This window comes from Vibrio rhizosphaerae, assembly GCF_024347095.1.
Lineage (GTDB): Bacteria > Pseudomonadota > Gammaproteobacteria > Enterobacterales > Vibrionaceae > Vibrio > Vibrio rhizosphaerae.
The window spans coordinates 736,073-759,999 of sequence record NZ_AP024904.1; the positions used below are offsets into that span (position 1 = coordinate 736,073).

Genomic DNA, 23,927 nt, shown 5'->3' on the forward strand with positions numbered 1-23,927 from the left:
ATGAAAAAATTTTCGACGATCATCATGATTCTAATCGCAGTCTGCTCCGGTTACTGGCTCTGGAACCATTACATGCTGACACCGTGGACCCGAGATGCCAGAGTCAATGCACATGTCATCACTATCTCACCGGATGTTTCCGGTTTTGTCACCCAGGTTGCGGTTCGTGATAACCAATCCGTTCGTCAGGGAGAAACCCTGTTCCAAATCGACCCCAAACGTTACGAGATAGCCGTCGCTCAGGCCAATGCAACCCTGAACAACCGCCTTGCTGCCTGGGAGTTATCGAAACACAAATATGAACGCCGTAAAAATCTTCCCAGTCAGGATTCCATCAGTAGTGAAGATCTGGAAACTGCCCGCATTAACATGGATATCGCCAAAGCCAATTACCAACTGGCACAGGCTCAGTTAGATGAAGCCCAACTCAATTTGGCGCGAACCAAGATAACGGCACCGTTTGACGGTACGGTGATCAATTTAAGTCTGCGTTCCGGCAATTATGTCCGTCAGGGAACATCGGTGCTGGCGTTGGTCGAAAAGCACTCTTTTTACATCACCGGCTATTTTGAAGAAACGAAAATTGCCAGTATTCAGCTCGGCCAGCCAGTCACCATCCAACTGATGAACCACCAACCGCCGCTGACCGGTAAAGTACTGAGCATCGGCCGTGCGATAGCCAACAGCAACACCAATACCAACAGTCAGTTACTGCCACAAATTCAACAAACCTTTAACTGGGTAAGACTCGCCCAGCGCATTCCGGTCAATGTTCAGCTCGATGAGCAAGTGGATCAGCAGCAACTCAGTGCCGGGATGACCGCCTCAATCACCATACAGGAGCCAACGGAGTGAGTGCATCGGTCCTCGCCAAGGCGATCTTTTTTCCGCAGCGGTCGGCCGTCATTTTTGCCACCAAAGGAATTATCGCCATGGCACTGTCGCTGTACGTGGCGATGTACTGTCAGTTAGATCGCCCGTATTGGGCGCTGGTTTCTGCGGTATTTCTGCAAATCAGACCTGAAAGCGGACTCGTCATTGAAAAAGGTATCAGTCAAATTGGCGGTACTTTGGTCGGAGGCATCATCGGCATTGCCATTCTCAATGGGTTGATGCCCTTTCCTGAACTGGCACTGACATCACTGGGACTATGGTTAGGCGTGATGGCTTATTTTTCAGCGATGGTCCGCAATCCGAATGCCATTTATGCCTATACCATGGCGGGAGTGACCCCGATTCTGATCGTAGTACTGACCATGGCGCAGCCCTCGGCGACGATTTCAAGTCATACGGTATTTGATGTTGCTCAGGCACGGATGAGTGAGCTGATCGTCGGTTCAGTCTGTGCCACGCTGATCAGCCTGTTTTTCTGGCCAACCCATGTCAAAGATGGTCTGCACGCCCTGTCTCGTATCGTCGTTAATCAAACGCTGGATTATCTGGTTCATGAGCTGGATGAAGGCAAAACCCATCAGGAACGACATCAGGCACTGGATAAGATTTTAGAAACACTGGCACAGCTCAATGAAAGTACCAGTGCGGTTCAGTATGAAGGACCACAAGGCCCCAGTATTTACCGGGCAATCTCGCTGCTGAATAACAAAATCATGTCGTTGTTGGCTGTGATTCAAATCTTTGGCCGGGTCAAACGTTATCACCCGGAGCTGGATAGTCCGTTCCTCAATACGATGGTGCAGTATATCCGCGAATCCGTCGGTCAAATGCAAACAGAAACCGACCGGCAAGTGTGTAATCGAATTGCCAAAAATCTGCGCCAGAAACTGCTCATGCTCAAGCAGTCCACGGAACACCCTGCACCGATAGAGTTACGGCTGGTCAAAGTTGCCATGGAAATGTCCGCAGATCTGATCGTGGTCTTAACCACCTATCAGGCGATTTTTCACCGTGAAGGGACACGACTGCATGCCCCGAAGTTTCGGCCACACCGCGATCCGTGGATCGGTTTTTCCGTCGCACTGAGAACGGTGAGTATTTTCGCTATTTCTTCTGCATTATGGATGTCTACCGGCGCATCAGCAGTCATCATGATGATGATTCTGCCCGTCATTTTCTCGATGATGATGGCCCGTTTACCACTCAATATCGTGACCATTGTCCTGAAACGACTGACGATCAGTGCGATCGGTGCGGTCTGCGTTGCGATTTTTTATGCGCTCAATTTGCTGTCACAAAGCTCACCGGATTATATTTTGTTATTGATCATCCTGGCCGGGCCTTATTTTCTTGGCTTGCTGGCGCTGGCAAATCGTCCGACCCTGCCTTACGGCCTCGGCTTTTGTATTCCCTTCACCATTTTAACTCGCCCCGGACCGGATATGAGTCTGTCATTTTCGATCGACTTTGCGATTAGCAGCGGACTTGGCATCATCAGTGGCAGTTATCTGTTGTACTGGCTCTTTCAACTGATCACCGGCCCGAGTCTGAAACTGATCCAAAAAGGCGTTTTGAAAGCAACGATCAACGACCTGAAATCTCTTTCGATCGAACAGGACAATGGCGAAACACGTTTTAACGCCCGAATGACCGATCGCCTGCTCCGTTCAATCACCGGAGAACCGACGCCAGACCGCCAGCGCATGACGGATATTGTGTTGACCGGCCTGAACCTCGGCCACATTATTCTGCGTTTTGGCCGGATGTTGAATACGCTCGGCTTAGACCGGCAAGCCTCATCTTATCAACATTGGCAGGCCATGCTCGCGGAAGCTTACGGACTGGCGGCTCAGGGCCAGTTGAGTGAACCATTTCAAAGCGCTTGTGAACAGTTACTGGCCGATCTGCATGCCACCGGGGTCAGTGAAGCTCAGGTACTGATGATCGAAGGGATGATTCAGCGTATCGGATTAACGTTTGAAAGAACCGCGAAGAGCATCAACGACTGATTCCGATTCGGTTCAAATTGCATTCAGCTCCTTCTTCAACTGAAGTAACGACTTCCAGTTCTCAATATCTTGTGGCAACGCCGGCGTATGATGAAGTTCGAAATCTGCCGCCTGTAATAACTCAGCGGTTTCCACTTTATGACCTTTACAGACAAACAGGGCACGAATATTGGCGATCGCATGTAACCCGGATTCACTGGTAAACCGTTGTTCCAGATAAAAATATTTTTCATCCCAGCCGAGAATCCGGCTTTCAATCGCGAATTTTTGCCACGGTTTAATGGCGCGGATAAAGGTAAATTCAGACGCATTGACGACAGGCAACCAGTTGCGTTTCAGGAAAGGTTTCAACAATCCCATTTCTGCCAGCATATAGGTCCGGCCTAAATCCATCAGTGCCGGGTAACGGGCATTGGTCAGGTGCAAATTGATATCACAATCCGTCGGCCAGGCGCGAAATGTTAATCGGGAGAGATCCAATAAACCGAGCCGCCGACAAAAACGCATCCGCCAGATCAAAAGCCAGATAAAACGAAAATAAAGATCCATGAGCAGCTCCCTGTATGTTGCATCCAATCCTTCCGTCGATTCCTTCTGTCGATAAAGATCAGCGTAATCCAAAACTGGTCATACCACAATAAACATATGGGGGACAACCGGACTGCATCGGTTTCGCGTGGATGTAAAAAGTGCAACCTTTCGGTTGCACTTGATCTGCGTGACAATGGCTATCCGGCGATATCAACCATCAAACGATCCGCTGATATCAACCATCAGCTGACCGTTATAGATTAACATGAATTGTTTTGGTTGTGACTTTTCCACCATCATCCGTCACCGTCAATAACACTGCATACTGACCGCGTTTGGGGAAAGTATAGATGAGCGACACCCCATGTTTCTCTTCTCCGTTGGGAAGCGTCCACTTCGTATCAACAATGCGTCCGTCCTCATCCCGGCTTGTTGACCACATCACCACCGTCCGCAGGAAGTTAAAATGCCAGACGCTTGCAATCGGTGCCTGATTCGGTTCAAGCACGGTGACCGATTTACTGATACTACCGGTTGCCCCTTGATCGTCAGTCACGGTCAGGGAAACACGATAAGTGCCTTGTTTTTGATACGTCCACGACGGAGCAGCTGCGGTACTTGTCTGACCGTTACCAAAATCCCAGAAATAACTGACAATATTGCCGTCGGTATCCTGACTATGGTTGATGGCTGAAACGGTCAGGTCATTCACTGTGACATCAAAATCAGCCTGCGGCGCGGTATTGGGTGTCGATGCTTTGGCGATCTTAATCAAACCATATTGATTATTTTCACCATGCTCTAACACATCAATTTGTAACCCCAGTTCAGTCAATAACCGTCCGGCATCCGGTTGGCCGGGATTGCTATAATCCTGATCATCGCTAAAGTTCGCATTGGCAATCAGGCTACTGTCTTCCAGGACGTCACCGTCATTGTTGACCAGACGCAGCGGGGCCTGATCTTGCAATGAAAACGCTGCATCACGAACCTGAAAGCGGGTTTGTGCTGCCGAGCCTGTGTTGGCCCAGACTAACGTATTCTGGTCGGCATCCACCACACCGAGCCAGCCCTGACCGGGATGATTGCCCACCCAGTTATCAGTTAAGGATTCATCGACATACCAAACCAACAGACCCGGTTCAAACGACATCAGGGCATTGAAACGCCGCAAATGTCCTAAACCGGCATCAACTCCTTCATGACTACGCCACTGGAGCAGGTAGTAGTGATCGGCGGTATGGAAACCGTTATTGAGCCGGAATCCGGCAAAGGTAAATGTCGGTGTGCCTTCGGCATCATCGATCAGTGTGGTAACACCATCGGCTTCAAGTTGTAGGTTATCCAGATAGAGGCCAGCCATTGCGAGACCGCCGTCTGTAATATACTCAAACCCTAGATCAATGTCCTGACCGGCCCATTTCGACAGGTCAAATTCAGCATCAACCCACCCTTGTGACTCACCGGAAATTGCCGGCACTAAACCAGTATTCTGCGGATCATCCATGGTGGTGATATTCCCGGCAATCGACTCACCATTGACCGTCACCCGGGCAAAATCATAGTCCTTCTCGATTTGATACCAAGCTTTAAATTTCAGCACGACATTCGATGCATCCGGCACCGTCAAAGTGCGGTGCATGTTGTGCTTCAGATTGTCGCCTTTATCGGAATAAAAATCATAACGGCCTTCATACGGCGCCAGATCTTCAACTTGTTTCGGGGGTAAAGGAATTTTGACCAGATTCTGCTGCACGGTGTCGGTTGTCTCGCGCAGCTTAATCACCTTGGCTTGTTGTGCCAGCTCATCCAGTGTGACTTCGGTGGCATTCACCCACTTGCCACCGATCGCGTCTTGCAGGAACTGCTTCGACCAGGCTGAAAACGCGGTCGGTTCGGTGCCCGGTACCTTGCCGGCCCAACTGCCTGAAGACATAATCGACCAGTAAGAAACCGGCTCACCTTTCCCGGTATACTGCGTATCATATTCATCCGGTAGCCCCAAATCATGCCCGTATTCATGCGCACAAACTCCGGCAGCGGCATCAATGGGCTGCATGGTATAATCATAAGCGGCATACTGGCCGTTGAACCGGCCCGGGACGTTACTTTGCGTGCCCTTCAAAACATAAAACTGTCCCAGATTATGTCGGTGTGACCAAATCGCATCATCCCCCAACACACCACCACCAGCCTCTTCACCGACCGATGAGTGGAAAACCATCAGATGATCGATAACACCATCCGGTTCACGGTAGTCCCCGTCATTGTCATAGTCATAGCGATCTTCAATATCAAAATCGGCAAGGTTGATATTAGGGTCTTTGGCCAGTTGATCCAGCGCTTCGCGAACCAGCTGCTGTGGGTTGATATCATTGCCGCCGGATGCCGAATGACCGCCATAATAAGCAGCTTTATGCTCAGCACGATACCAGCCCATAACCTGACCGGAAACGCCGTAACTATCGCCGGATTCCTGATGATAATATTGGCGCATTGAAATCAGATTTTGCCCGCCCGGGCCGTCATAGCCGGTATCAGAGAACAGTAACGACTGATAATGTTCAGGCGGATAATTGTCATAAAACATATCCGTCAGTTCGGGGGTAAGCCGGTTGTCATTCCATGGCAAATCAGGGAAATCAATCAACAGAACCAGAATTTTATCATTCCGCTTCTGGCTGACATCCAACGCAAAAACATTGTGTTGCTGACTTCCGCCGGTTTTCATCGCTTTCAGCACTTTTGCCCGGTTGAGCAGTGCTTTCTTACCAAGCTGATCATCACCGCTAAAACCATGATCGATTTTTTTGGCTAAATAGGCTTTGAGCGCACGCTGTTTCACGGCTTCCGATGCGTCGCGCTCAACCACGCCTTTACGAATCAACATTTCGATCAGCTTTTCTTCATTGACCACCCCCATATCAACCGGGGCATGTGCATACGTCTGACTGCTGATCCCAATACAGCTCATCACTGCCGTTACAAGCAAGGTTTTCCTTATTTTTATCATTGGATCATCCTTTTTATTTTTGATGTTACAAATAGCCAACTATTCCTGAAATTTGATGAAGGATAACCATCAAAATGAACAGGTTTGTTGTGAGTGAAATTATTGTTTAGGTGGTGCAATGCACGACTGTGAAGCCGTTGTTTCAGGTGATTTATCTGGATGTTTTTTTGCCTTTTTATTCAGATAAATACGAAGTGCTTCTTGCTGTTCTTCGTAGGTTAAATCCTGACAGATAACACCACGTTGAATCAGCGACTGAAGTAATTTTTCGTCTTGAGGCGGAGAGCCGGAATAAGCTTGGGCTGAGCAGCCCAACATCAATAAAAATGCGATCCTTGCTTTCATATTGAGTCTGTTTTCTGTAATTGATTTTTACAAAATATATTTATATTTACATTATTTCAACAAATAATTTCGCAATGTATTTTATTCGTCTGAATCGTTTAAAAATATAATGAATAGTCATCATGGACAATCATGATTAATTGATAAAAAAGAAGATATGACCAGCATGAACATCATCTTTGAATAACATTTACCGATTAAAAATCCATATTATGGATATGAAAAATTATGACAATTAAATAACTTATATCTGGATATATTGGAGTAAATATCACAGATAAAATTCAATCATGATGAAGGAGATAAATTGATTTCAATCATACCAGACCCTATCTATTTTATCCTGAGAATGAATGAACGCATGAACAATAGAGACTGAATGGGGAGGCGAACATAGGGCTATTTATTTTCCCTGTCTGTTTTCAAATATGATTCATCTGTAATTGATTAAATTATATATCCACAATGATACAACTAAAATTGTCATTGATAACTTTTCCACAGTTACGTTTTTTTGTTCTTGCTCCTTGCTATTGTTTAATTGTGCTTTATGTCTCAAATATCATAAAAAAACTGGTCAGACAACAAATATAACCCATTGATTAATAATGATTAATATATTTGATAATTTGCTCTTTTTGTAATATTTGTCACATTAATAAAATATCATAAATCCATTGTTAATTTAGACAAATTGATTATATTCCATGACCACACACAATAAATATTGGTAAAACTGTACCCTGGAGAATAAATAAAATGACAACGACGACTACCAATAAATTGTCGGTCAAGGAGAAAATCGCGTATGGCTTAGGCGATACCGGTTGTAACTTTGTCTGGCAGACCGTCATGCTTTTTTTGGCTTACTTTTATACGGACATTTATGGGCTCTCTCCCGCACACATGGGAACCATGTTTTTACTTGTCCGTTTCATTGATGCCGTAACCGATCCGATAATGGGATCAATTGTCGATAGAACACATTCAAAACATGGTCGCTACAGACCTTACCTACTGTGGATTGCGATCCCTTTTGGGGTCGCCTGTATGCTCGCTTTCTTCACCCCGAATTTTGGCGAAACCGGCAAACTGATCTATGCCTACGCCTCTTATATTTTCTTAACACTCATGTATACAGCCATTAATGTACCTTACTGTGCGATGGCCAATGCACTGACCAATGATTCGAGTGAACGGACATCACTACAATCGTATCGCTTCGCATTAAGTACCGCTGGCGGGCTGATTGTTGCGATGGTTGCACTCCCGCTGGTGGATGTGATCGGTCAGGGAAATACGCAAAAAGGTTATTTGGGCGCAATGGCCGTGATGGGACTCGGTGCTATCGCGTTATTCTTTTTCAGTTTTGCGAACACCAAAGAGCGCCATGTTCCGACCGAAGAGAGACAATCTGCACTACAAGACTTAAAACGACTGATGAAAAACAGCCAATGGCGAATCTTGTTTACTGTCAACGTGGTGCTGCTCACAGGGGTGGTCTTTAAAGGGGCATCCACGATGTACTATGTCAAAGTCGTGATGGGCCGTGCAGATCTTGCCACCATTTTTATGGTTTCCGGGATGTTGGCCAATATCGTCGGGGCAATGTTGTCCTCACCTTTATTCGGCAAATATAACAAACCCACCATGTACCGGATTCTGACCGTGATTTCCGGGATTCTCGCCGCCTTGCTCTATCTGGTCGATCCTGCAAACGTCCCGGCAGTCTTTGCATTAGTCGTCCTGCTGGGTATCGTGCAAATGAGTACCACTCCGATTTTATGGAGTATGATGTCCGATGTCGTTGACTACGAAAAAACCCGCAGTAACCGTTCACTCAGCGGCATGGTCTTTTCCACCAATCTGTTTGCCATCAAACTGGGGATTGCCATCGGTGGTGCCGGTGTCGGTTGGATTCTGGCATGGGCTGGATATGAAGGTGGCGCAGCGGTACAAACACCGGAAGCAATCAACGCGATCAACTTACTGTTTACCGTGATTCCCGGATTGTTTTTTGCCTCACTTGCGATATTCATGCTGTTCTACAGACTGGATAATGACAAGCTGGCTCAAATCAAATCCGATCTGGCAGAGCTGGAACTACCGCATGATCCCCGCTCAGCAGAGCCCGTTCCGGCTCAGAAAGATCGCGAAGCGTTAATATAAAATATGTGGATTGAACAGAAGATATTCGGGAAACCGGAAAGATGTTTCATGAGAGGTTGATATTCACTGTTGGTTGCCTGAGGCAACCAACAGTATCCAATCTCTGTGAGATTGGCTTAGAAAGAATACGATGTCTTAACATATCCTTCGCCAACTTCAGACGAGCTTTGGTTGGCAACAAACAAATGATAAATCCCAACCGGCAACCTAACAGAAATCCTGCTACTGAATCCTTCAACAACATATCCATCTGTATCAACCAGATATAAGCTTAATGAACCATGAGAACTATTGGTTAGGTCCGCTGTGATGTATTTATCATCACAGGTTTGCTCAAAGGTTTTGATTAACTTGGTACTCTGCGGTGAAAGATTTCTGAAATTATATGTCTGAGTCGAGCTCCCTTTACATCTGAAATCAATTCCAAAAGCAGCATTCGCAAAACCTTGCTGTTCAATTTGCTCACTTTCTTCTTTGGTTAAATCAAACGACATTGTTCGCTTGACGACCGTCGCAGGTTCCTCTGCATTCACGGTATAAGAAACGCCATCAATCACCATTTCTGATGGCAATTGAGCAGCCTGCGTCACAAACGACAGCGCGCTGAGGGAGAGGATCACAACTGACTTGATGAGATTCATCATAATAAGACTTCCTTTTACTGTTATTCACACTTTATATAAAACCAAGTGAATATAAATAACATGCATAAAATTCAGTCTCAACCCACTGTATATAGCACATTCAATCCATGCCACAGAATTGATAATCCCTTTATTTTTCAGTCAAAAATGCGAGTCAAATCCTTGAATTTGCTTTATCCGTCTGATGGGAAGCCCCCTGGACACATAGCCAGCGGAAAATGGCGAGTTGAGCCGGTAGGTAAAAGAGGTATTCGGGATGCCACTGCACTCCGAGTATTGGCATGTGATTAGTGCTTTCCACCGCCTGCGTAAACTGGTCTAAATCCGTACCGACCACTTGTAAATCCTGACCAACATCCTGAACCGCCTGATGGTGCAAACTATTCACCCGTAAGTGTGTCTTTTGACACACTCTCGCCAGTTGCGATTTCGGGCTCAGTTGCACCTGTTTGGTCGGCAGTAATCCTGAACGGTTATATGTCTGTCGGCGCAGCTCACTGATATCGGCATATAAAGAGCCGCCTTTGACCACATTAATTAATTGTAAGCCGCGGCATATACCGAGCAACGGCTTCCGATGTTCAAGTGCCCATTCGATCCAATCAATTTCCAACTGGTCACGGTCCGGATCAATGCGTACCTGTTGATTCACATCACCGCCATAATGCTCGGGGCTGATATCATCTCCGCCTCCGATGATCAAAGCATCCAACGGTTCCCCCGACCATGAATGGCGGACACTTAAACGGATTGCCCGTGCCCCGGCCAGCCATAATGCAATTCGCGTACACCACCACGAAGGCGACCAGCGTTTGCCATTGCCCGTTACGCCCACCCTCGGTCGTTGAGCCATTGTGAAATCTCCTTTATCCAAACTTTGCGATCAACACCAATCAACGGGCGATCTAATTGAAGAAAACGCATACTCAGCGTCTCAATAGCTTGCGGATCAGACGCCAGTTTTTCGACAACACACCATAAATCCCAGCTCTTGGTCAGATCCCAGTTGGCATCTTCAATACGACAATCCGGCAGACGGTAGTGGAATGTCGGCCGGGCTTTGATTTTTGGATCATCGACTACCTGACGCACCCGGTCTGCATCGATTTCCGCCAACAAAGGCAATAAATCCAGCGCACGATTACGGGTAGCATTGTGTTTGAGATAACAATCAAACAGCTGATCCAAATCAGTCGCTTGCGCCTTGAGCAAGACTTTCACATAAGCGTCAGGATAAAGTGCGATATAGGGACTGAGCCGACGGGTCGGATCGACATCATGGGCTTCGACCAGCCACCATTGAAGTAAAGCAAATGCTTTGAGGTAGTGATGAATCGTAGTCGCCGTCAAATCCGGTAATTCAGGGTTAATATGCACACCAAAGGCTGCGATGACAGAATCTTCGGTGCCTTTTGCCCCGGCTTTACGGAGTGCAGGAATCAACTGATTCAAGGGGTCGAGTTGGTCCAGCGGGATCGGCGGACTGACAATCTCCAGTGGCACAACCGGCAAAGCGGCTTGGTGTAACAGATCGACCAACTGATGACCATCATCTTTCTGCCACGCTGTTTTGGCTTTACGTTTGAGGAAATCCCAGTCTAATTCAATGTTGAACGTTCCTAAGTCATCGGTACGCACACGAAACTCAACTGCGGAGCGCTGTTCGACTTGGCCCCCCAAGCTCGAACACAAAGGTTCAATCGCTTGTTCAAGCGTGAGACCGGTAAATTCTAGTTCGAATCCTACCTTTCTGACATCGCCATTGGCGGTCTCAGTGATAGGCGGCATCTTAAATGACATTGATAAATCACCGTTTTTATAGATTATTTTATCAGTCTAGCATATTGACCTTGGGATTTTGCAAGATGGCCAGATGTCTGAGGCGGGGTTCTGACATTGACTTGATAATGAGGCGGAGCCAAACAGAGACCCATTCAGCTCAACCACCACACCCATCAAGAAGGTGCCGTGGTATGGGGCAACATCGCCGCGACAGTGGCATTGTTTAACCCGTCAATCCCAGTGATCCAATGGGTTCACCGTCGGGGCTGGCGATGCAGCATGAACGCAACCGAGTTGCGTTCAGCTACTCAGGTTAAATTAAGATGCACGCGTTGCGAGTGGCATCTCGGGATCCGGTTCATGAGTGATCCGATTGCGTAAATCACGACGAATAATTTCAATCGACCAGAACCAGATCAGATGACCGACGATTTCAGACACATGTTCATACCAAGGCAAATCAAAAAGCGGTGGCGTCAATCCCATCAGTGGGAAAGAAATCATATGAACAAACAGTTGTGCTAAGGCACCGGCCAACAGCCCCTGCCAGAGTTTAAAAACAGGGAAGCGTTCTGTGACCACGCAATAACCAACCGCAAACACAATGGAGAAAATAATGTGTGTGACACCAACCCAGTTAAACGCATGTCCCGCAAAGGTATACACGGCGCTGTTCGGATCCGCGATTCCGAGCCAGTCACGCAGAAACACATAAGGCGGATTTAAGAAATTACGTGAACAGTCAACCTGTCCGGCAATCCGATGAAGTAACTCGGGCGAACAGGCAGCACTGAAAATATCATCGGGGCTACGAGGCGGTAACGGATGTTCAGCACCCCACTTAACGAATGCAGAGACAATGCCTGCGATAAGGCCAATGAATGCAGCCAGACCATAGCGGCGGCGGGCAGGATCAGATTGTTGAAAAATATTCATAACACCATCTCAAATTTGACTGAAAATTATTTACAAAACAAAAAGTTAAAAAACAACAATGCGGGAAGGGTTATAACACCAATGCATAGAGATGTACATCACAATTCTGTGCTAAAGCACTGGACAGATGAGATGAAAAGACGGACATAAAAAAGCGCCTCTGAAACCAGAGGCGCTGCGTAAGCGTGCCAAACCTTCCCTCAAATTACAGGGACAAAATTACAGGGACAGGCACTATCACCATGATTAATATTTTCTTCTTGAGATCACTTGGTCTATATACAATAAGTGATATATTAATTAAAGTTAGAGTCTGATTTTAAATATAAAAAAATCAACGTTCTGATTTAATTCTACGAATAAAACCAGATGACTTGGATCACCAATACAACAATCAAAATAGAGAAAAGCAATATGAAAAAATTTATTATTTCAAGTATCTTATCTTGTATCGCACTTCCGGCTTTCGCAGGTACAGCCAATATTACAGGGTGGTATGCCGATGCAAGCCCTTCTGGGGGTCATTCTTGTTTTACAGTTTCAAATACTTCCGGTGTACCTGCTGATGTGACAGTTCATTTATATAATCAAAACGGTGAAGAATATACAGAAAAACTATCATCAACGATTTACATCACTGCAGTTGGAGAGACATATACCTTACCTGCACTGGCAACAAGTCGGTTTTGTACACCACCGACGTCTCAAGGCGGTCTGGGATTCGGAACAATAGAAGCACATGCTGCGAGTGGCTATCAGGGGCAAGTCAAAGTCGTTGCGAATGGTTGGTACCATAACAACGCTGTTGGTTTCTCAATTCCGGTCAACAATGGTCAGCCTTTCTAATCATTTTCTTCAATAAAATCCGCAAGCATATGAGACCCACCTCATTCACTGCTAGCCTCTGGTAGACAAACAAGTCTAACACCATAAAAAAGCGCCTCTGAAACCAGAGGCGCTGCGTAAGCGTGCCAAACCTTCCCTAGATCAGCACAATAGGCTTCACAACATCATGTCGGTGAAGCGGGGAGACAAAACCCTAGAAGAATCCCAGCGGGTTAGTGCTGTAACTCACCAAGATATTCTTCGTATTCTGATAGTGACCGAGCATCATTTTGTGCGTTTCCCGGCCAATGCCCGATTTTTTATAGCCACCGAAAGCAGCATGTGCCGGATACGCGTGGTAACAGTTGACCCAAACCCGGCCGGCTTCAATATTTCTTGCCATGCGATATGCCAGATTGGTATCGCGCGTCCAGACCCCGGCACCCAGTCCGTACTCAGTGTCATTGGCTATCGCCAGCGCTTCCGCTTCATCTTTAAACGTCGTAACAGCAATTACCGGGCCGAAAATCTCTTCCTGAAATACCCGCATTTTGTTATGGCCGAATAGCATCGTGGGCTGAATGTAGTAACCATTTTCGATGCCATCACTCTGCTGCGACACATCTCCGCCAAATAACACTTTCGCCCCTTCGTTACGACCAATTTCAAGATAGCTGAGAATCTTGTCGAACTGTTCCTGTGACACCTGCGAACCGACCTGCGTTTCGGTATCGAGCGGATTCCCCTGTTTGATGGTTTTCGCCCGTTCGATCACTTTCTCAATAAACCGCTCGTAGACCGATTCATGCACCAACACCCGAGACGGACACGTACAGACTTCCCCTTGGTTGAAGAATCCCAGTAAAATCCCTTCGATACACTTATCCAGATATTCATCTTCGTAATCAAATATGTCAGAGAAATAGATATTCGGTGATTTCCCGCCCAGCTCCACGGTCGATGGAATCAGGTTATCTGCGGCACATTTCAGGATATGGTTCCCCACTTGGGTTGAACCGGTAAAGGCCAGTTTGGCAATCCGGTTACTGACGGCTAATGCCTGCCCGGCTTCAGCACCATATCCGTTGACAACATTGACAACTCCCGGCGGCAACAGGTCACCAATTTTTTCCATTAATACCAGTATAGACGTTGGTGTCTGTTCTGCTGGTTTTAATACCACACAACAACCAGCCGCCAGTGCCGGTGCCAGTTTCCATGCCGCCATCAGCATCGGGAAGTTCCACGGGATGATCTGCCCGACCACGCCGATCGGTTCAGGGAAATGGTAACTTGCGGTGGTACTATCCAGCTCCGCCGCCGAACCTTCCTGCGCACGAATACAACCGGCAAAATAACGGAAGTGATCGACCACCAACGGCAGATCCGCTGCCAGTGTTTCGCGGACCGGCTTACCGTTTTCCCATGCTTCAGCAACTGCCAGCTCTTCCAGATGCGCTTCAATACGGTCGGCAACTTTGAGCAGAATGTTGGCACGCTCAGCCACTGACGTCGCCGCCCATTTGGCACGGATCGCGTGGGCTGCATCCAAAGCAAGGTTGATATCCGCTTCCCCGGAGCGGGCAACCTGGCAATAAGGCTGGCCGTTCACCGGAGAAATATTGTCAAAGTAGGTTCCACCGACCGGTTTGACCCACTCGCCACCGATATAATTGTCGTAATGGGATTTAAAGTTGATGATCGCATCTGCTGTTCCGGGTTGCGCATAAATCATATGTCGTTCCTTCTGGCCTATTTTACTTTCACACATTCGTTTTCACGTATTGGTTTTCACGTATGGGTTTTCACGTTCATGTCATTGTTTGTTTTGACATTGTTCAGGCGTTATTTTTTGCCTGTATTTTTCTGTGTAACGCAAATCACAGGCCAGTATCGAAATCCTTGTTGTTACCTTTGTGTAACACTATGATTAACAAAAAATAACAACCATAACCTGTTAGCATCGGGATAACCTGATGATTCTCTCCAAATTGTTCCAGTGTTACAAAATGGAACACGGTTGATGTGAAAGAGTGAAACAATGATGCAACATGTTCAATTTTCTGCCGGAGACTGGCTGACATCATCTTGGGATCGATGTCATCAGGCTGGTTTAAAACAACGTCGACAGCCTGAAAACATCATCCTGTCCAATGCCGAGCTCAAAGCGCGAAAATGGTCGGTCAATGCTTTACTACAAGCGGTTGAAACTTATGCGGTGCCACTGTTTAATCAGATGTTTGCCCATAGTGACAGTCGCCTGATCCTCACTGACCGGGATGGGGTCATTCTGGCCAGTTGGGGACAACCGCGATTTAAAGAACGACTCACTCAGATTGCTCTGGATAATGGTGTCTGCTGGCAGGAAAACCTCAAAGGCACCAATGCCATCGGCACCGCCATTGTTGAAGCCCGGCCATTAACCATCATCGGCAAGCAACACTATGTTCATCAACACCAGTTTATCAGTTGCTCCGCCAGCCCGGTCTTTAACCATCAGGGGCAACTCATCGGGGTTTTGGATATTACCAGCGAACAAACACAGCACGATCTGTCGACCCAGATGCTGGTGCAGAATATGGTACAACAGGTAGAGAATCACCTGCTGTGCGCCATGCCCGACAGTGCCGTTCAAATCAACCTCGCCTGTGAAGAAAAGCTGCTCAATAGCGGCTGGCAAGGCGTGCTGGTTACCGATGAGTCGGGGCAAGTGCTCGCCCATAACCATATCGCGTCTCAGTTACTCGAGTGTCCCCATATGATTGGCCTCCCGGTCGAGCACTTATTACATCAGCAAAACCGCTCACTGGTTTTTGAAAAACACCCGCTGCAACCCGCCGCCAAAAAATCCAGTGCCTTTCGCTCGGCCAGTCCATTGACGACTTCCTGTGATCTCCATTTCGGTGATGCCCGCATTGAACAAGCATGGCAACAGGCGCATAAACTGATTGATAAAGAAATACCGCTGCTGATTCTGGGTGAAACCGGCGTCGGTAAAAATGAATTCGTCAAAGCACTGCATCAACACAGTTCACGGCAACATCGTCCGTTAGTGATCGTCAACTGCGGGGCGATTCCCAAAGATCTGATTGAATCCGAACTGTTCGGTTACGTTGCCGGCGCCTTCACCGGTGCGAGTCCCAAAGGTTATCGGGGGAAAATCCGTCAGGCGCATCAGGGGATGCTGTTTCTGGATGAAATTGCAGATATGCCGCTGGACGCTCAGTGCCGCCTGCTACATGTATTACAAGAGAAAGAAGTGATTCCGGTGGGGTCGGGTCAGAGTGAATCCGTCGATATTCAAGTCATTGCGGCCACCCATAAAGATTTAACCGCAGAAGTCGAAGCCGGACGGTTTCGTCAGGATCTCTATTATCGTCTCAACGGTCTGGTCCTTGAGCTTCCCCCATTGCGGGAGCGGCAAGATCAAGCCCAACTGATTGCGCATATTCACCGCCAATATCGCCTGAATCAGCAACACATCTGTCCGCAACTGCTGCAAATTCTGCAAGCTTATCGCTGGCCGGGTAATATCCGTGAGCTGGATAACATGCTGAAAGTCACTTGCCTGCTCACCAGCGACGAACCACTGCTGACGCTGGCGCATATCCCCGGTCATATTCTGAAATCATTGACGGCAACGGCACCATCTCAATCACCGTCATCATCGGGGACTGAACTGCCGCCATCGCTGCGCGTCAGTGAAGCGCAGCCGGATTTGAAAACGACGGTGGAGACTCGCTTACTGCAAACCTATCAGGCAACACAAGGGAATATCAGTCAAACCTCGCGGTTACTGGGGGTCAGCCGGAATACCATTTACCGCAAACTCAAAATGCTCGGTATTTTGAGTTGCTAACCGGTTCAGACATTCAAAAACTCGACCGATCCAGAACCCGGGCTTTCAAATAAGAACCAAGGCACTTCACTTTACTGATCGCCTCAATTTCGGCCAAAGCCGCTGCGATGACCGGGTCTTGATAGTGCCCGTCTAAATCGATAAAAAAGTGATATTTACCGAATTGCGTGCAGGTCGGGCGGGAAATAATCGACGTCAAATTGATTTTACGGCGGGAAAAAGAGGTCAGAATCTCGCCGAGAAAACCGGGATGATCATGCTCATCAACGACAATCAGGCTGGTTTTATAGTCGGCTTCAGCATAATAAGTCTCCGAATAATGCTGGGCAGCAAATACCCAGAACCGAGTCTGATTATTCTCGTAGTCATTGACGTTCTCAATCACCGTATGAAAGGTCTCTTGGTTCGCGCTGTCAGCCGGAACAATGGCAGCACAGGGCTGTGAGGATTGACGGGCCAATGCCAGTGATTCGGTGTTACTCTCGGTCAGGATAATCTGACATGTCCCCAGAGATTCAATGAAACGACTACACTGCCCTTTTGCGACAAACTGAACAAATAATTGCTGAATATCTTGCAACGCCACCGCGCTCACACAAGCAAAACGAATCGGCAGAATCACTTCCCCGATCACTTTGAGATCCGCGTGAATCAATTGATCAAGCACCGAAGGAATAAATCCCTCAGAGAAGTTTTCAATCGGTAACACCCCGACCTCGCAAACCGCGCCAATCGCATCCAGTGCGCGTTCGATTGAAGAAAAATACGCCAACTCATACGGGAACATGGGAGCATCAGCGGGCAGTGCTGACTGCTCCGTGATGTAGCGAAGTGTCGCTGTTTCTGAAAATGTTCCCCGCGGCCCTAATGTTGCAATTTTTTTCATGTCTGTCCCTAACTCATAACCAGCCGGAAAAAGCAGCCGGTAGTCTAACATAAAAATAAAATCAACAGATGCGTCTCATCAGGCTATCTGCACCGACGCGCTCTCCGGTATGATAGGCGGCAACCTTTTGACGAGATGATCGCTCCCGATGCTTCAGACCCAATTAATCAGCTTACTACCGGATTTAGCAACCTTTATTCTGATTGTGAACGAAGGCAGTTTCACCGCCGCAGCGGCAAAACTCGGTGTCACGCCTTCGGCGCTGAGTAAACTGGTCACCCGGTTAGAGCAGTCGCTGCACGTCAAATTACTGGAAAGAACCACCCGAAAACTGATGATTACTCAATCCGGCCAACAGATTTATGATCAGTGTCTGGTGATGATGAAAGCCGCCCAACAAGCGGTTGATTTGTCAACTTCAGAGCATACTCATCCGTCGGGAACACTGACGGTTGCCGCGCCGGAAGCCTTTCTTAATTCGGTTTTGCAGCCGTTGGTCGTGCCCTTTCTCAAACAGTATCCGGATATTCAGTTACGTTTACGCTCGGTAGACGGACACATTGATCTGTTTAAAAGCAATATTGATGTTGCGATTCGTTTAACCGATAAACCGGATGAGAATCTGGTGATGAAAGAAATTGGTAAAACCAACCTCGTTCTGTGTGCCAGCCCCGACTATCTGGCTGAGCGAGGCCAGCCCGGCCACCCGTTCGACCTAAAACACCACGACTGTCTCTACCTTGCCGAACATAATAAAGACAATATCTGGACGTTTATGAATACTCAGGAAACCCACACGGTCACCGTCACCGGACGCTATGCGGTCAATCACTCGCAGATGCGACTCAATGGGGTCAAACACGGGTTAGGGATCGGCATTTTTCACGACTTTGTCGTGCGGGACGCATTGGCCACTGGTGAGATTGTCCGGTTATTACCCGACTGGACGATCAAAAGCAGCTATCACGGGGCGATTGTGATGCAATACGCCCAAACCCAATATATGCCTGCCCGCGTGCGGGTGTTTATTGATGAAATCACCCAGCAACTCACCGCAACACTTCGATTTGACTGACGATTGATGCATCCCGGCGGGATTTGCATTCGCCAGCCCATTCACCATGTCTCAACCAAACGGTTCAATCGTGCGATGATTCGGCGGTAAAAATACGATCAAACTGATTTAACTCAATCACTTTGGCATTGGCTTTTCGTTGCCATTTTGCCTGACTCGCGACCAGCCAGCGTTGCTGTGAATGTTGAATTATCGCCTGACTGACGCTTGCCTCCCGGAGTTCATATTCCATCGCAAACTCTACCGGCTCTGCCTCGGCCAATCTGCAAGACTGATTCAAACGACTGACGGCAGCACAGCCGACAATGCCAATATCGGCTGAAAAACGACTAAAAAACTGGCTGACATTTTCACCGACAATATCGCCGTCATGACTGCGCAGCCGTCCCTCCGGAAGCCAGATTTCGACCTGCTCATTTTGTGAAAGAATATGCGCCGCTTCAAAGTTATTCGTCACCACTCGTAGTTCCTGATGATGCACTAAACGCTCGGCAATCAGCGCGATCGTGGTCCCAATGCCCAGAAAAACAGTACTACCGTCAGGGATCAGCGGTGCCACCTGTTCGGCAATCAAACGCTTTTCGTCCTGATCGGTTGCCTGCCGTGATAAATAGCTCCGATTCGACAAAGTTGCCGGTAAACCGACGCCGCCATGATGTCGCCTTGCCAGCCCCATCGCACAGAGTGCATTAATATCCCGGCGAATCGTCTGTGTGGTCACAGCAAAATGCTGCGACAACACATCGATAGCACAATATTCATCACGATGGACCAACGCCAGAATCTGCTCCTGACGGACGGTTAACTCTTCCATCAATCACCTGTCATTTGTTGTCAATTGAGTCTTCATTTCTTATATCTTCGTTATTACGATTCGTTACGACTGATCGCGTCTTTACTGATCGCGTCTTGACTGACGGTTTCCTCAATGACATAGCAATGCGGTTTATCGGTAATCATCATATCCACGCCCCAGCGCCAGTGCGCTTCAACCTCGAGCGGCTGGTTGGGCGTATAACAATAGAGCGCATAGCCACGCTGTTTGATGGCCGCGGCCTGCTGCTCATCGAGATACCGGTAATGACAATGCACACTAAAAGCATCTAAATTTTCCAATATCTCAAAAGCATCTACGGGCATGGTTTCCCATAAAAGGCCGCGCCGGATCTCTGGCATTATATGCTGCATCACAGCCAGTGCCGTAACGCTGAAACTAGAGAATAACAGTTGATCTTTGGCTATTCCGGCCGCATCGATCACCGCCGCAACCCGCTGACAGAGTAATGTTTCGTCATCTCCGGGATAAATCTTCAACTCAATATTGAGATTGACAGAGTGCTGTTTGGCCAGTTGTAAAGTCGCGGCCAGACTGGGGACGGTTTCATCACGGAATTCAGGGCCGAACCAATTGCCGGCAGAATACCGGGTCAATTCACTGAAAGTCAGCTCCGTCAGTTGGCCCGCCCCATCCGTACAGCGTTCTAAAGTCTTGTCATGCATCACCACCGGTACTTGATCTGCGGTTAACTGAACATCCAGTTCGATCCATTGGCAGCCAAAATCAATCGCTTGTTTAAATGCGGCTAAAGTATTTTCCGGGGCTTGGCTTGAATAGCCACGGTGCGCCATCAATTGCATAAACATGTTCCTCACTCGGGGTCGTGAAGGAAGAATTCCAAACCAATATGACGGTAAGATTGCATTCAGATGACAGTCCTGTCGTTCAAATAAATTCACTTATCTGTCATTTAAGCGTCATTTTGCTTGCGTAGCGTTCATATGAACATCAACAGCGTGATTTTCACCCCCAGTGAATGTTCGCTTGAATCTTAAAATGAGAATGATAGGGAAAATTAGCATGACGCTTAAAAAACTCATTGGTTTAACGCTCGCTACGACACTTGTCAGCGCTCCTGTGTTTGCCAAAACCGAAATTCAATGGTGGCACGCCATGGGCGGTGCTTTAGGAAAAAAAGTGGACCAGATTGCGGCTGATTTTAATGCGAGTCAGGATCAATACGAAATCAAGCCGGTTTACAAAGGGACATATGCCGAAACCATGACCAGTGCGATCGCCGCCTTCCGCGCCAAAGAACAGCCTGCGATTGTTCAGGTCTTCGAAGTCGGCACGGCAACCATGATGGGCGCAAAAAAAGCGATTTACCCCGTTTACCAACTGATGAAAGATACCCAAGAACCGTTTAACCCCAATGATTATCTTTCTGCAGTGACCGGTTACTACACCACCAATGATGGCAAGATGTTGTCTATGCCGTTCAACAGCTCAACGCCGGTGCTTTACTACAACAAAGACATGTTTAAAAAAGCCGGGATTACTGCGCCACCGAAAACATGGGATGACATGGGTGAAGTCTCGAAAAAACTGATGCAATCCGGCGCAACCTGTGGGTTCACGACAACGTGGCAATCCTGGACGCAAATCGAAAACTTCGCGGCCCGCAATAACATTCCGATGGCCACGGAAAACAACGGCTTTGGCGGCCTGAAAACCAAATTTGAATTTAATACCAAACCGTTTGTCAATCATATCAATCAGATGGCTCAGTGGTCGAAAAGCGGCGTCTTTAAATATGGCGGTCGCCAGTCTGATGCCATGCCACTGTTCTATACCCAAGAGTGTGCGATGAGCATGGGCTCTTCCGCCGGTCTCGCCGGGATTCAAGAAAACATGAAAGGCATCGATGTCGGAGTCGCTCAGCTCCCTTACGACTCACATGTGATCAAATCACCGCAAAATACCATTATCGGCGGAGCATCGCTCTGGGTTCTCCGGGGTCACTCAAAAGCCGAATACAAAGGGGTTGCCAAGTTCTTTAAATATCTGTCCAGCGCCAAAGTTCAGGCTGACTGGCACCAGTTTACCGGCTACCTGCCGATCACCCGGCAAGCCTATGCGCTAACCAAACAACAAGGGTTCTACGCGAAAAATCCGGGGGCAGAAGTGGCAGTCATTCAAATGACATCGAAGAAACCGACTGCAAACTCAAAAGGGATTCGCTTCGGTAACTTCCTGCAAACGCGTGACATCATCAACGAAGAGCTTGAGGCGGTGTGGGCTGGCAAAGAATCGGCCCAAGTTGCACTCAACAATGCCGTCAAACGCGGTAATGCTCAACTGCGCCGCTTTGAGCGGACCCAGAAATAACATGTTCCACCAAAGCGGATCGACGCGATCCGCTTTCACCTGAATAAGTTTACGGATTATGATGTCATCTCAAGTGGTGTTTAAGCATCGGTGGTTACCGCTGCTGCTGATCGCCCCCCAACTGTTTATTACCTTCGTATTTTTTCTCTGGCCGGCCGGGCAAGCCATTGTCCAGTCCACCCAGCTGGAAGATGCCTTTGGCATGTCTACCGAATTTGTCGGTGCTGAAAATTTCCTGCGGTTATTTACCGATAGTCATTACCTTGAGTCACTCGGAACCACTTTCATCTTTAGCAGTGCGGTCGCCTGTCTGGCATTAATCAGTGCGCTGGTGTTGGCCGGTGTGGCAGAAAATGTCGTCCGCGGCGCGCTGGCCTACCGAACCATGCTGATCTGGCCGTATGCGGTCGCCCCGGTGGTTGCAGGCTCCCTGTGGTTGTTTCTGTTCGATCCGACCATCGGGATTATCAGTGACTGGCTGGGCCAGCTCGGTATTGACTGGAACCCCAAATTAAACGGCACTCAAGCCCTGATCATGGTGGTGATTGCCGCAACCTGGAAACAGGTCAGCTATAACTTTCTGTTCTTTCTTGCGGCCTTACAGTCCGTGCCGAAATCACTGCATGAAGCAGCGGCTATCGATGGCAGCGGCCCCATTAAACGCTTTGTGACTATCAGCTTCCCGTTGATTACCCCGACCAGTTTCTTTCTCTTGGTGGTGAACTTCGTATATGCCTTCTTTGATACCTTCGCCATCATTCACGCCATGACCCAAGGCGGCCCGAGCAACAGCACCTCAACGCTGGTGTACAAAGTGTATAACGATGGTTTCATCGGGCTGGATATGGGCTCGTCGGCGGCCCAGTCGGTAATTCTGATGATCATTGTCGCCCTGCTCACGGTGGTTCAGTTTAAATATGTCGAGAAAAAGGTGACGTACTGATGGTTGAAAAAAGACCCTTATTCAAATTGTTCTGCCACCTGACGCTGATTCTCGGCATTGCTTCGGTGGCATTTCCGGTCTGGCTGGCGATTGTCGCCACCACACACAGTAACGGCGAGTTTGCCACCGGTACTCCGTTATGGTTCGGCGATCTGGGGCTGGATGTCTTCAAAGCGCTGTTTGCCTCGCACGACAAAGTCAATGGCTCCGAATTTCCGCTCGGCCTGATGCTGACCAATTCGTTAATCATGGCGCTCTGTATCACCGGCGGCAAACTGGTGATCTCGATTTTATCAGCTTATGCAGTGGTATTTTTCCGCTTTCCGGGAAGAATGCTGGCTTTCTGGGTGATTTTTTTCACGCTCATGTTGCCGGTTGAAGTGCGGATCATGCCCACTTTCGAAGTGATTACTGACTTACACATGCTGAATTCGTTTTACGGCCTGACGATTCCGCTGATTGCCAGTGCCACGGCGACTTTCCTGTTCCGCCAGTTTTTCATGACCGTACCGCACGAGCTGGTTGAAGCGGCACGAATTGACGGCGCGGGACCGTGGCGATTTTTCTTTGACATTTTGCTGCCCTTGTCACGCACCAATATTGCAGCGTTGTTTGTCATTACCTTTATCTATGGCTGGAACCAATATCTCTGGCCATTACTGATTACCACAGATATCAAATACTACACCATCGTGATGGGCATCAAGCAGCTCCTCAACGTCAATGATGGCCTTGTGGAATGGAACAAAATTATGGCGATTACCCTCATTGCAATGCTGCCACCGGTTCTGGTGGTCATCGGCATGCAGAAAGCTTTCGTGAAGGGTTTGGTCGATTCGGAGAAATAAAT

The 23,927-nt window shown here is 48.0% G+C and carries 20 protein-coding genes; 9 read left to right on the top strand and 11 right to left on the bottom strand.

Going from position 1 to position 23,927, the window contains the following annotated elements; all coding sequences use genetic code 11:
• Both OCV37_RS18340 and OCV37_RS18345 read left to right on the top strand, forming a co-directional pair.
• Nucleotides 1-855, top strand: a complete 855-nt coding sequence (locus OCV37_RS18340; protein WP_038177942.1) for an efflux RND transporter periplasmic adaptor subunit — start codon at nt 1-3, stop codon at nt 853-855.
• The gene (locus OCV37_RS18345) at nt 852-2,903 is read left to right on the top strand and encodes an FUSC family protein (protein ID WP_038177940.1); all 2,052 of its coding nucleotides are present in this window, start codon (nt 852-854) and stop codon (nt 2,901-2,903) included. The genes OCV37_RS18340 and OCV37_RS18345 overlap by 4 nt, the downstream gene beginning before the upstream one ends.
• 12 nt (nt 2,904-2,915) lie before the next feature.
• Here OCV37_RS18345 and OCV37_RS18350 read toward each other — a convergent pair whose 3' ends face one another.
• The 3 genes from OCV37_RS18350 to OCV37_RS18360 all read right to left on the bottom strand — a co-directional run bounded on the left by OCV37_RS18350 (nt 2,916) and on the right by OCV37_RS18360 (nt 6,792).
• The gene (locus OCV37_RS18350) at nt 2,916-3,452 is read right to left on the bottom strand and encodes a thioesterase family protein (protein ID WP_038177939.1); all 537 of its coding nucleotides are present in this window, start codon (nt 3,450-3,452) and stop codon (nt 2,916-2,918) included.
• 235 nt (nt 3,453-3,687) lie between these two features.
• Nucleotides 3,688-6,447 (bottom strand): immune inhibitor A domain-containing protein, encoded by a 2,760-nt coding sequence (locus tag OCV37_RS18355; RefSeq protein WP_038177938.1) that lies wholly within the window; start codon nt 6,445-6,447, stop codon nt 3,688-3,690.
• A 99-nt stretch (nt 6,448-6,546) separates the two neighbouring features.
• Entirely contained in the window at nt 6,547-6,792 is a 246-nt protein-coding gene (locus tag OCV37_RS18360) for a hypothetical protein (protein ID WP_038177936.1), read from the bottom strand.
• A gap of 759 nt (nt 6,793-7,551) precedes the next feature.
• On the opposite strand from OCV37_RS18360, the gene OCV37_RS18365 reads away from it, so the two are divergent.
• On the top strand, nt 7,552-8,961 hold the full coding sequence (locus OCV37_RS18365) for a glycoside-pentoside-hexuronide (GPH):cation symporter (protein WP_051680234.1): 1,410 nt from the start codon (nt 7,552-7,554) through the stop codon (nt 8,959-8,961).
• A gap of 116 nt (nt 8,962-9,077) precedes the next feature.
• Here the strand turns inward: OCV37_RS18365 and OCV37_RS18370 are convergent, their stop codons facing one another.
• From OCV37_RS18370 to OCV37_RS18385, 4 genes are all read right to left on the bottom strand, one after another.
• Complete coding sequence (locus tag OCV37_RS18370) at nt 9,078-9,605, bottom strand: hypothetical protein (RefSeq protein WP_038177935.1); 528 nt, start codon at nt 9,603-9,605, stop codon at nt 9,078-9,080.
• Nucleotides 9,606-9,759: 154 nt separating this feature from the next.
• Nucleotides 9,760-10,458: a gamma-glutamyl-gamma-aminobutyrate hydrolase family protein gene (locus tag OCV37_RS18375; RefSeq protein ID WP_038177934.1), complete on the bottom strand. Its 699-nt coding sequence runs from the start codon at nt 10,456-10,458 to the stop codon at nt 9,760-9,762.
• A complete protein-coding gene (locus OCV37_RS18380) occupies nt 10,431-11,405 on the bottom strand; it encodes an amidoligase family protein (protein ID WP_038177932.1) in 975 nt (324 codons plus the stop codon). Before OCV37_RS18380 ends, OCV37_RS18375 begins: the two co-directional genes overlap by 28 nt.
• A 300-nt stretch (nt 11,406-11,705) precedes the next feature.
• A complete protein-coding gene (locus tag OCV37_RS18385) occupies nt 11,706-12,323 on the bottom strand; it encodes a YagU family protein (RefSeq protein WP_038177931.1) in 618 nt (205 codons plus the stop codon).
• A 369-nt stretch (nt 12,324-12,692) separates the two neighbouring features.
• Here OCV37_RS18385 and OCV37_RS18390 point away from each other — a divergent pair, with 369 nt between their 5' ends.
• The gene (locus OCV37_RS18390; RefSeq protein ID WP_038177929.1) at nt 12,693-13,169 is read left to right on the top strand and encodes a hypothetical protein; all 477 of its coding nucleotides are present in this window, start codon (nt 12,693-12,695) and stop codon (nt 13,167-13,169) included.
• A gap of 193 nt (nt 13,170-13,362) precedes the next feature.
• Here OCV37_RS18390 and exaC read toward each other — a convergent pair whose 3' ends face one another.
• Nucleotides 13,363-14,883, bottom strand: coding sequence for an acetaldehyde dehydrogenase ExaC (gene exaC, locus OCV37_RS18395; protein WP_038177928.1), 1,521 nt, complete (start codon nt 14,881-14,883; stop codon nt 13,363-13,365).
• Between the two features lie 309 nt (nt 14,884-15,192).
• Between exaC and OCV37_RS18400 the strand changes: the two genes are divergently transcribed.
• Entirely contained in the window at nt 15,193-17,007 is a 1,815-nt protein-coding gene (locus OCV37_RS18400) for a sigma-54-dependent Fis family transcriptional regulator (RefSeq protein ID WP_038178024.1), read from the top strand.
• 13 nt (nt 17,008-17,020) lie between these two features.
• Here the strand turns inward: OCV37_RS18400 and OCV37_RS18405 are convergent, their stop codons facing one another.
• Nucleotides 17,021-17,893, bottom strand: a complete 873-nt coding sequence (locus tag OCV37_RS18405) for a prephenate dehydratase (RefSeq protein WP_038178023.1) — start codon at nt 17,891-17,893, stop codon at nt 17,021-17,023.
• A gap of 148 nt (nt 17,894-18,041) precedes the next feature.
• Between OCV37_RS18405 and OCV37_RS18410 the strand changes: the two genes are divergently transcribed.
• The gene (locus tag OCV37_RS18410) at nt 18,042-18,968 is read left to right on the top strand and encodes a LysR family transcriptional regulator (protein ID WP_038177926.1); all 927 of its coding nucleotides are present in this window, start codon (nt 18,042-18,044) and stop codon (nt 18,966-18,968) included.
• Nucleotides 18,969-19,032: 64 nt separating this feature from the next.
• Here the strand turns inward: OCV37_RS18410 and OCV37_RS18415 are convergent, their stop codons facing one another.
• The gene (locus tag OCV37_RS18415) at nt 19,033-19,782 is read right to left on the bottom strand and encodes a DeoR/GlpR family DNA-binding transcription regulator (RefSeq protein ID WP_038177925.1); all 750 of its coding nucleotides are present in this window, start codon (nt 19,780-19,782) and stop codon (nt 19,033-19,035) included.
• A gap of 53 nt (nt 19,783-19,835) precedes the next feature.
• Entirely contained in the window at nt 19,836-20,606 is a 771-nt protein-coding gene (locus OCV37_RS18420) for a glycerophosphoryl diester phosphodiesterase (RefSeq protein ID WP_038177923.1), read from the bottom strand.
• 220 nt (nt 20,607-20,826) lie between these two features.
• Here OCV37_RS18420 and ugpB point away from each other — a divergent pair, with 220 nt between their 5' ends.
• The 3 genes from ugpB (at nt 20,827) to ugpE (ending at nt 23,925) form a co-directional block, all read left to right on the top strand.
• Nucleotides 20,827-22,134, top strand: a complete 1,308-nt coding sequence (gene ugpB, locus OCV37_RS18425; RefSeq protein ID WP_038177922.1) for a sn-glycerol-3-phosphate ABC transporter substrate-binding protein UgpB — start codon at nt 20,827-20,829, stop codon at nt 22,132-22,134.
• A 61-nt stretch (nt 22,135-22,195) separates the two neighbouring features.
• On the top strand, nt 22,196-23,077 hold the full coding sequence (gene ugpA / locus OCV37_RS18430; protein WP_038177920.1) for a sn-glycerol-3-phosphate ABC transporter permease UgpA: 882 nt from the start codon (nt 22,196-22,198) through the stop codon (nt 23,075-23,077).
• Entirely contained in the window at nt 23,077-23,925 is an 849-nt protein-coding gene (ugpE, locus tag OCV37_RS18435; RefSeq protein ID WP_038177919.1) for a sn-glycerol-3-phosphate ABC transporter permease UgpE, read from the top strand. The genes ugpA and ugpE overlap by 1 nt, the downstream gene beginning before the upstream one ends.
• The last annotated feature ends 2 nt before the right edge of the window (nt 23,926-23,927 follow it).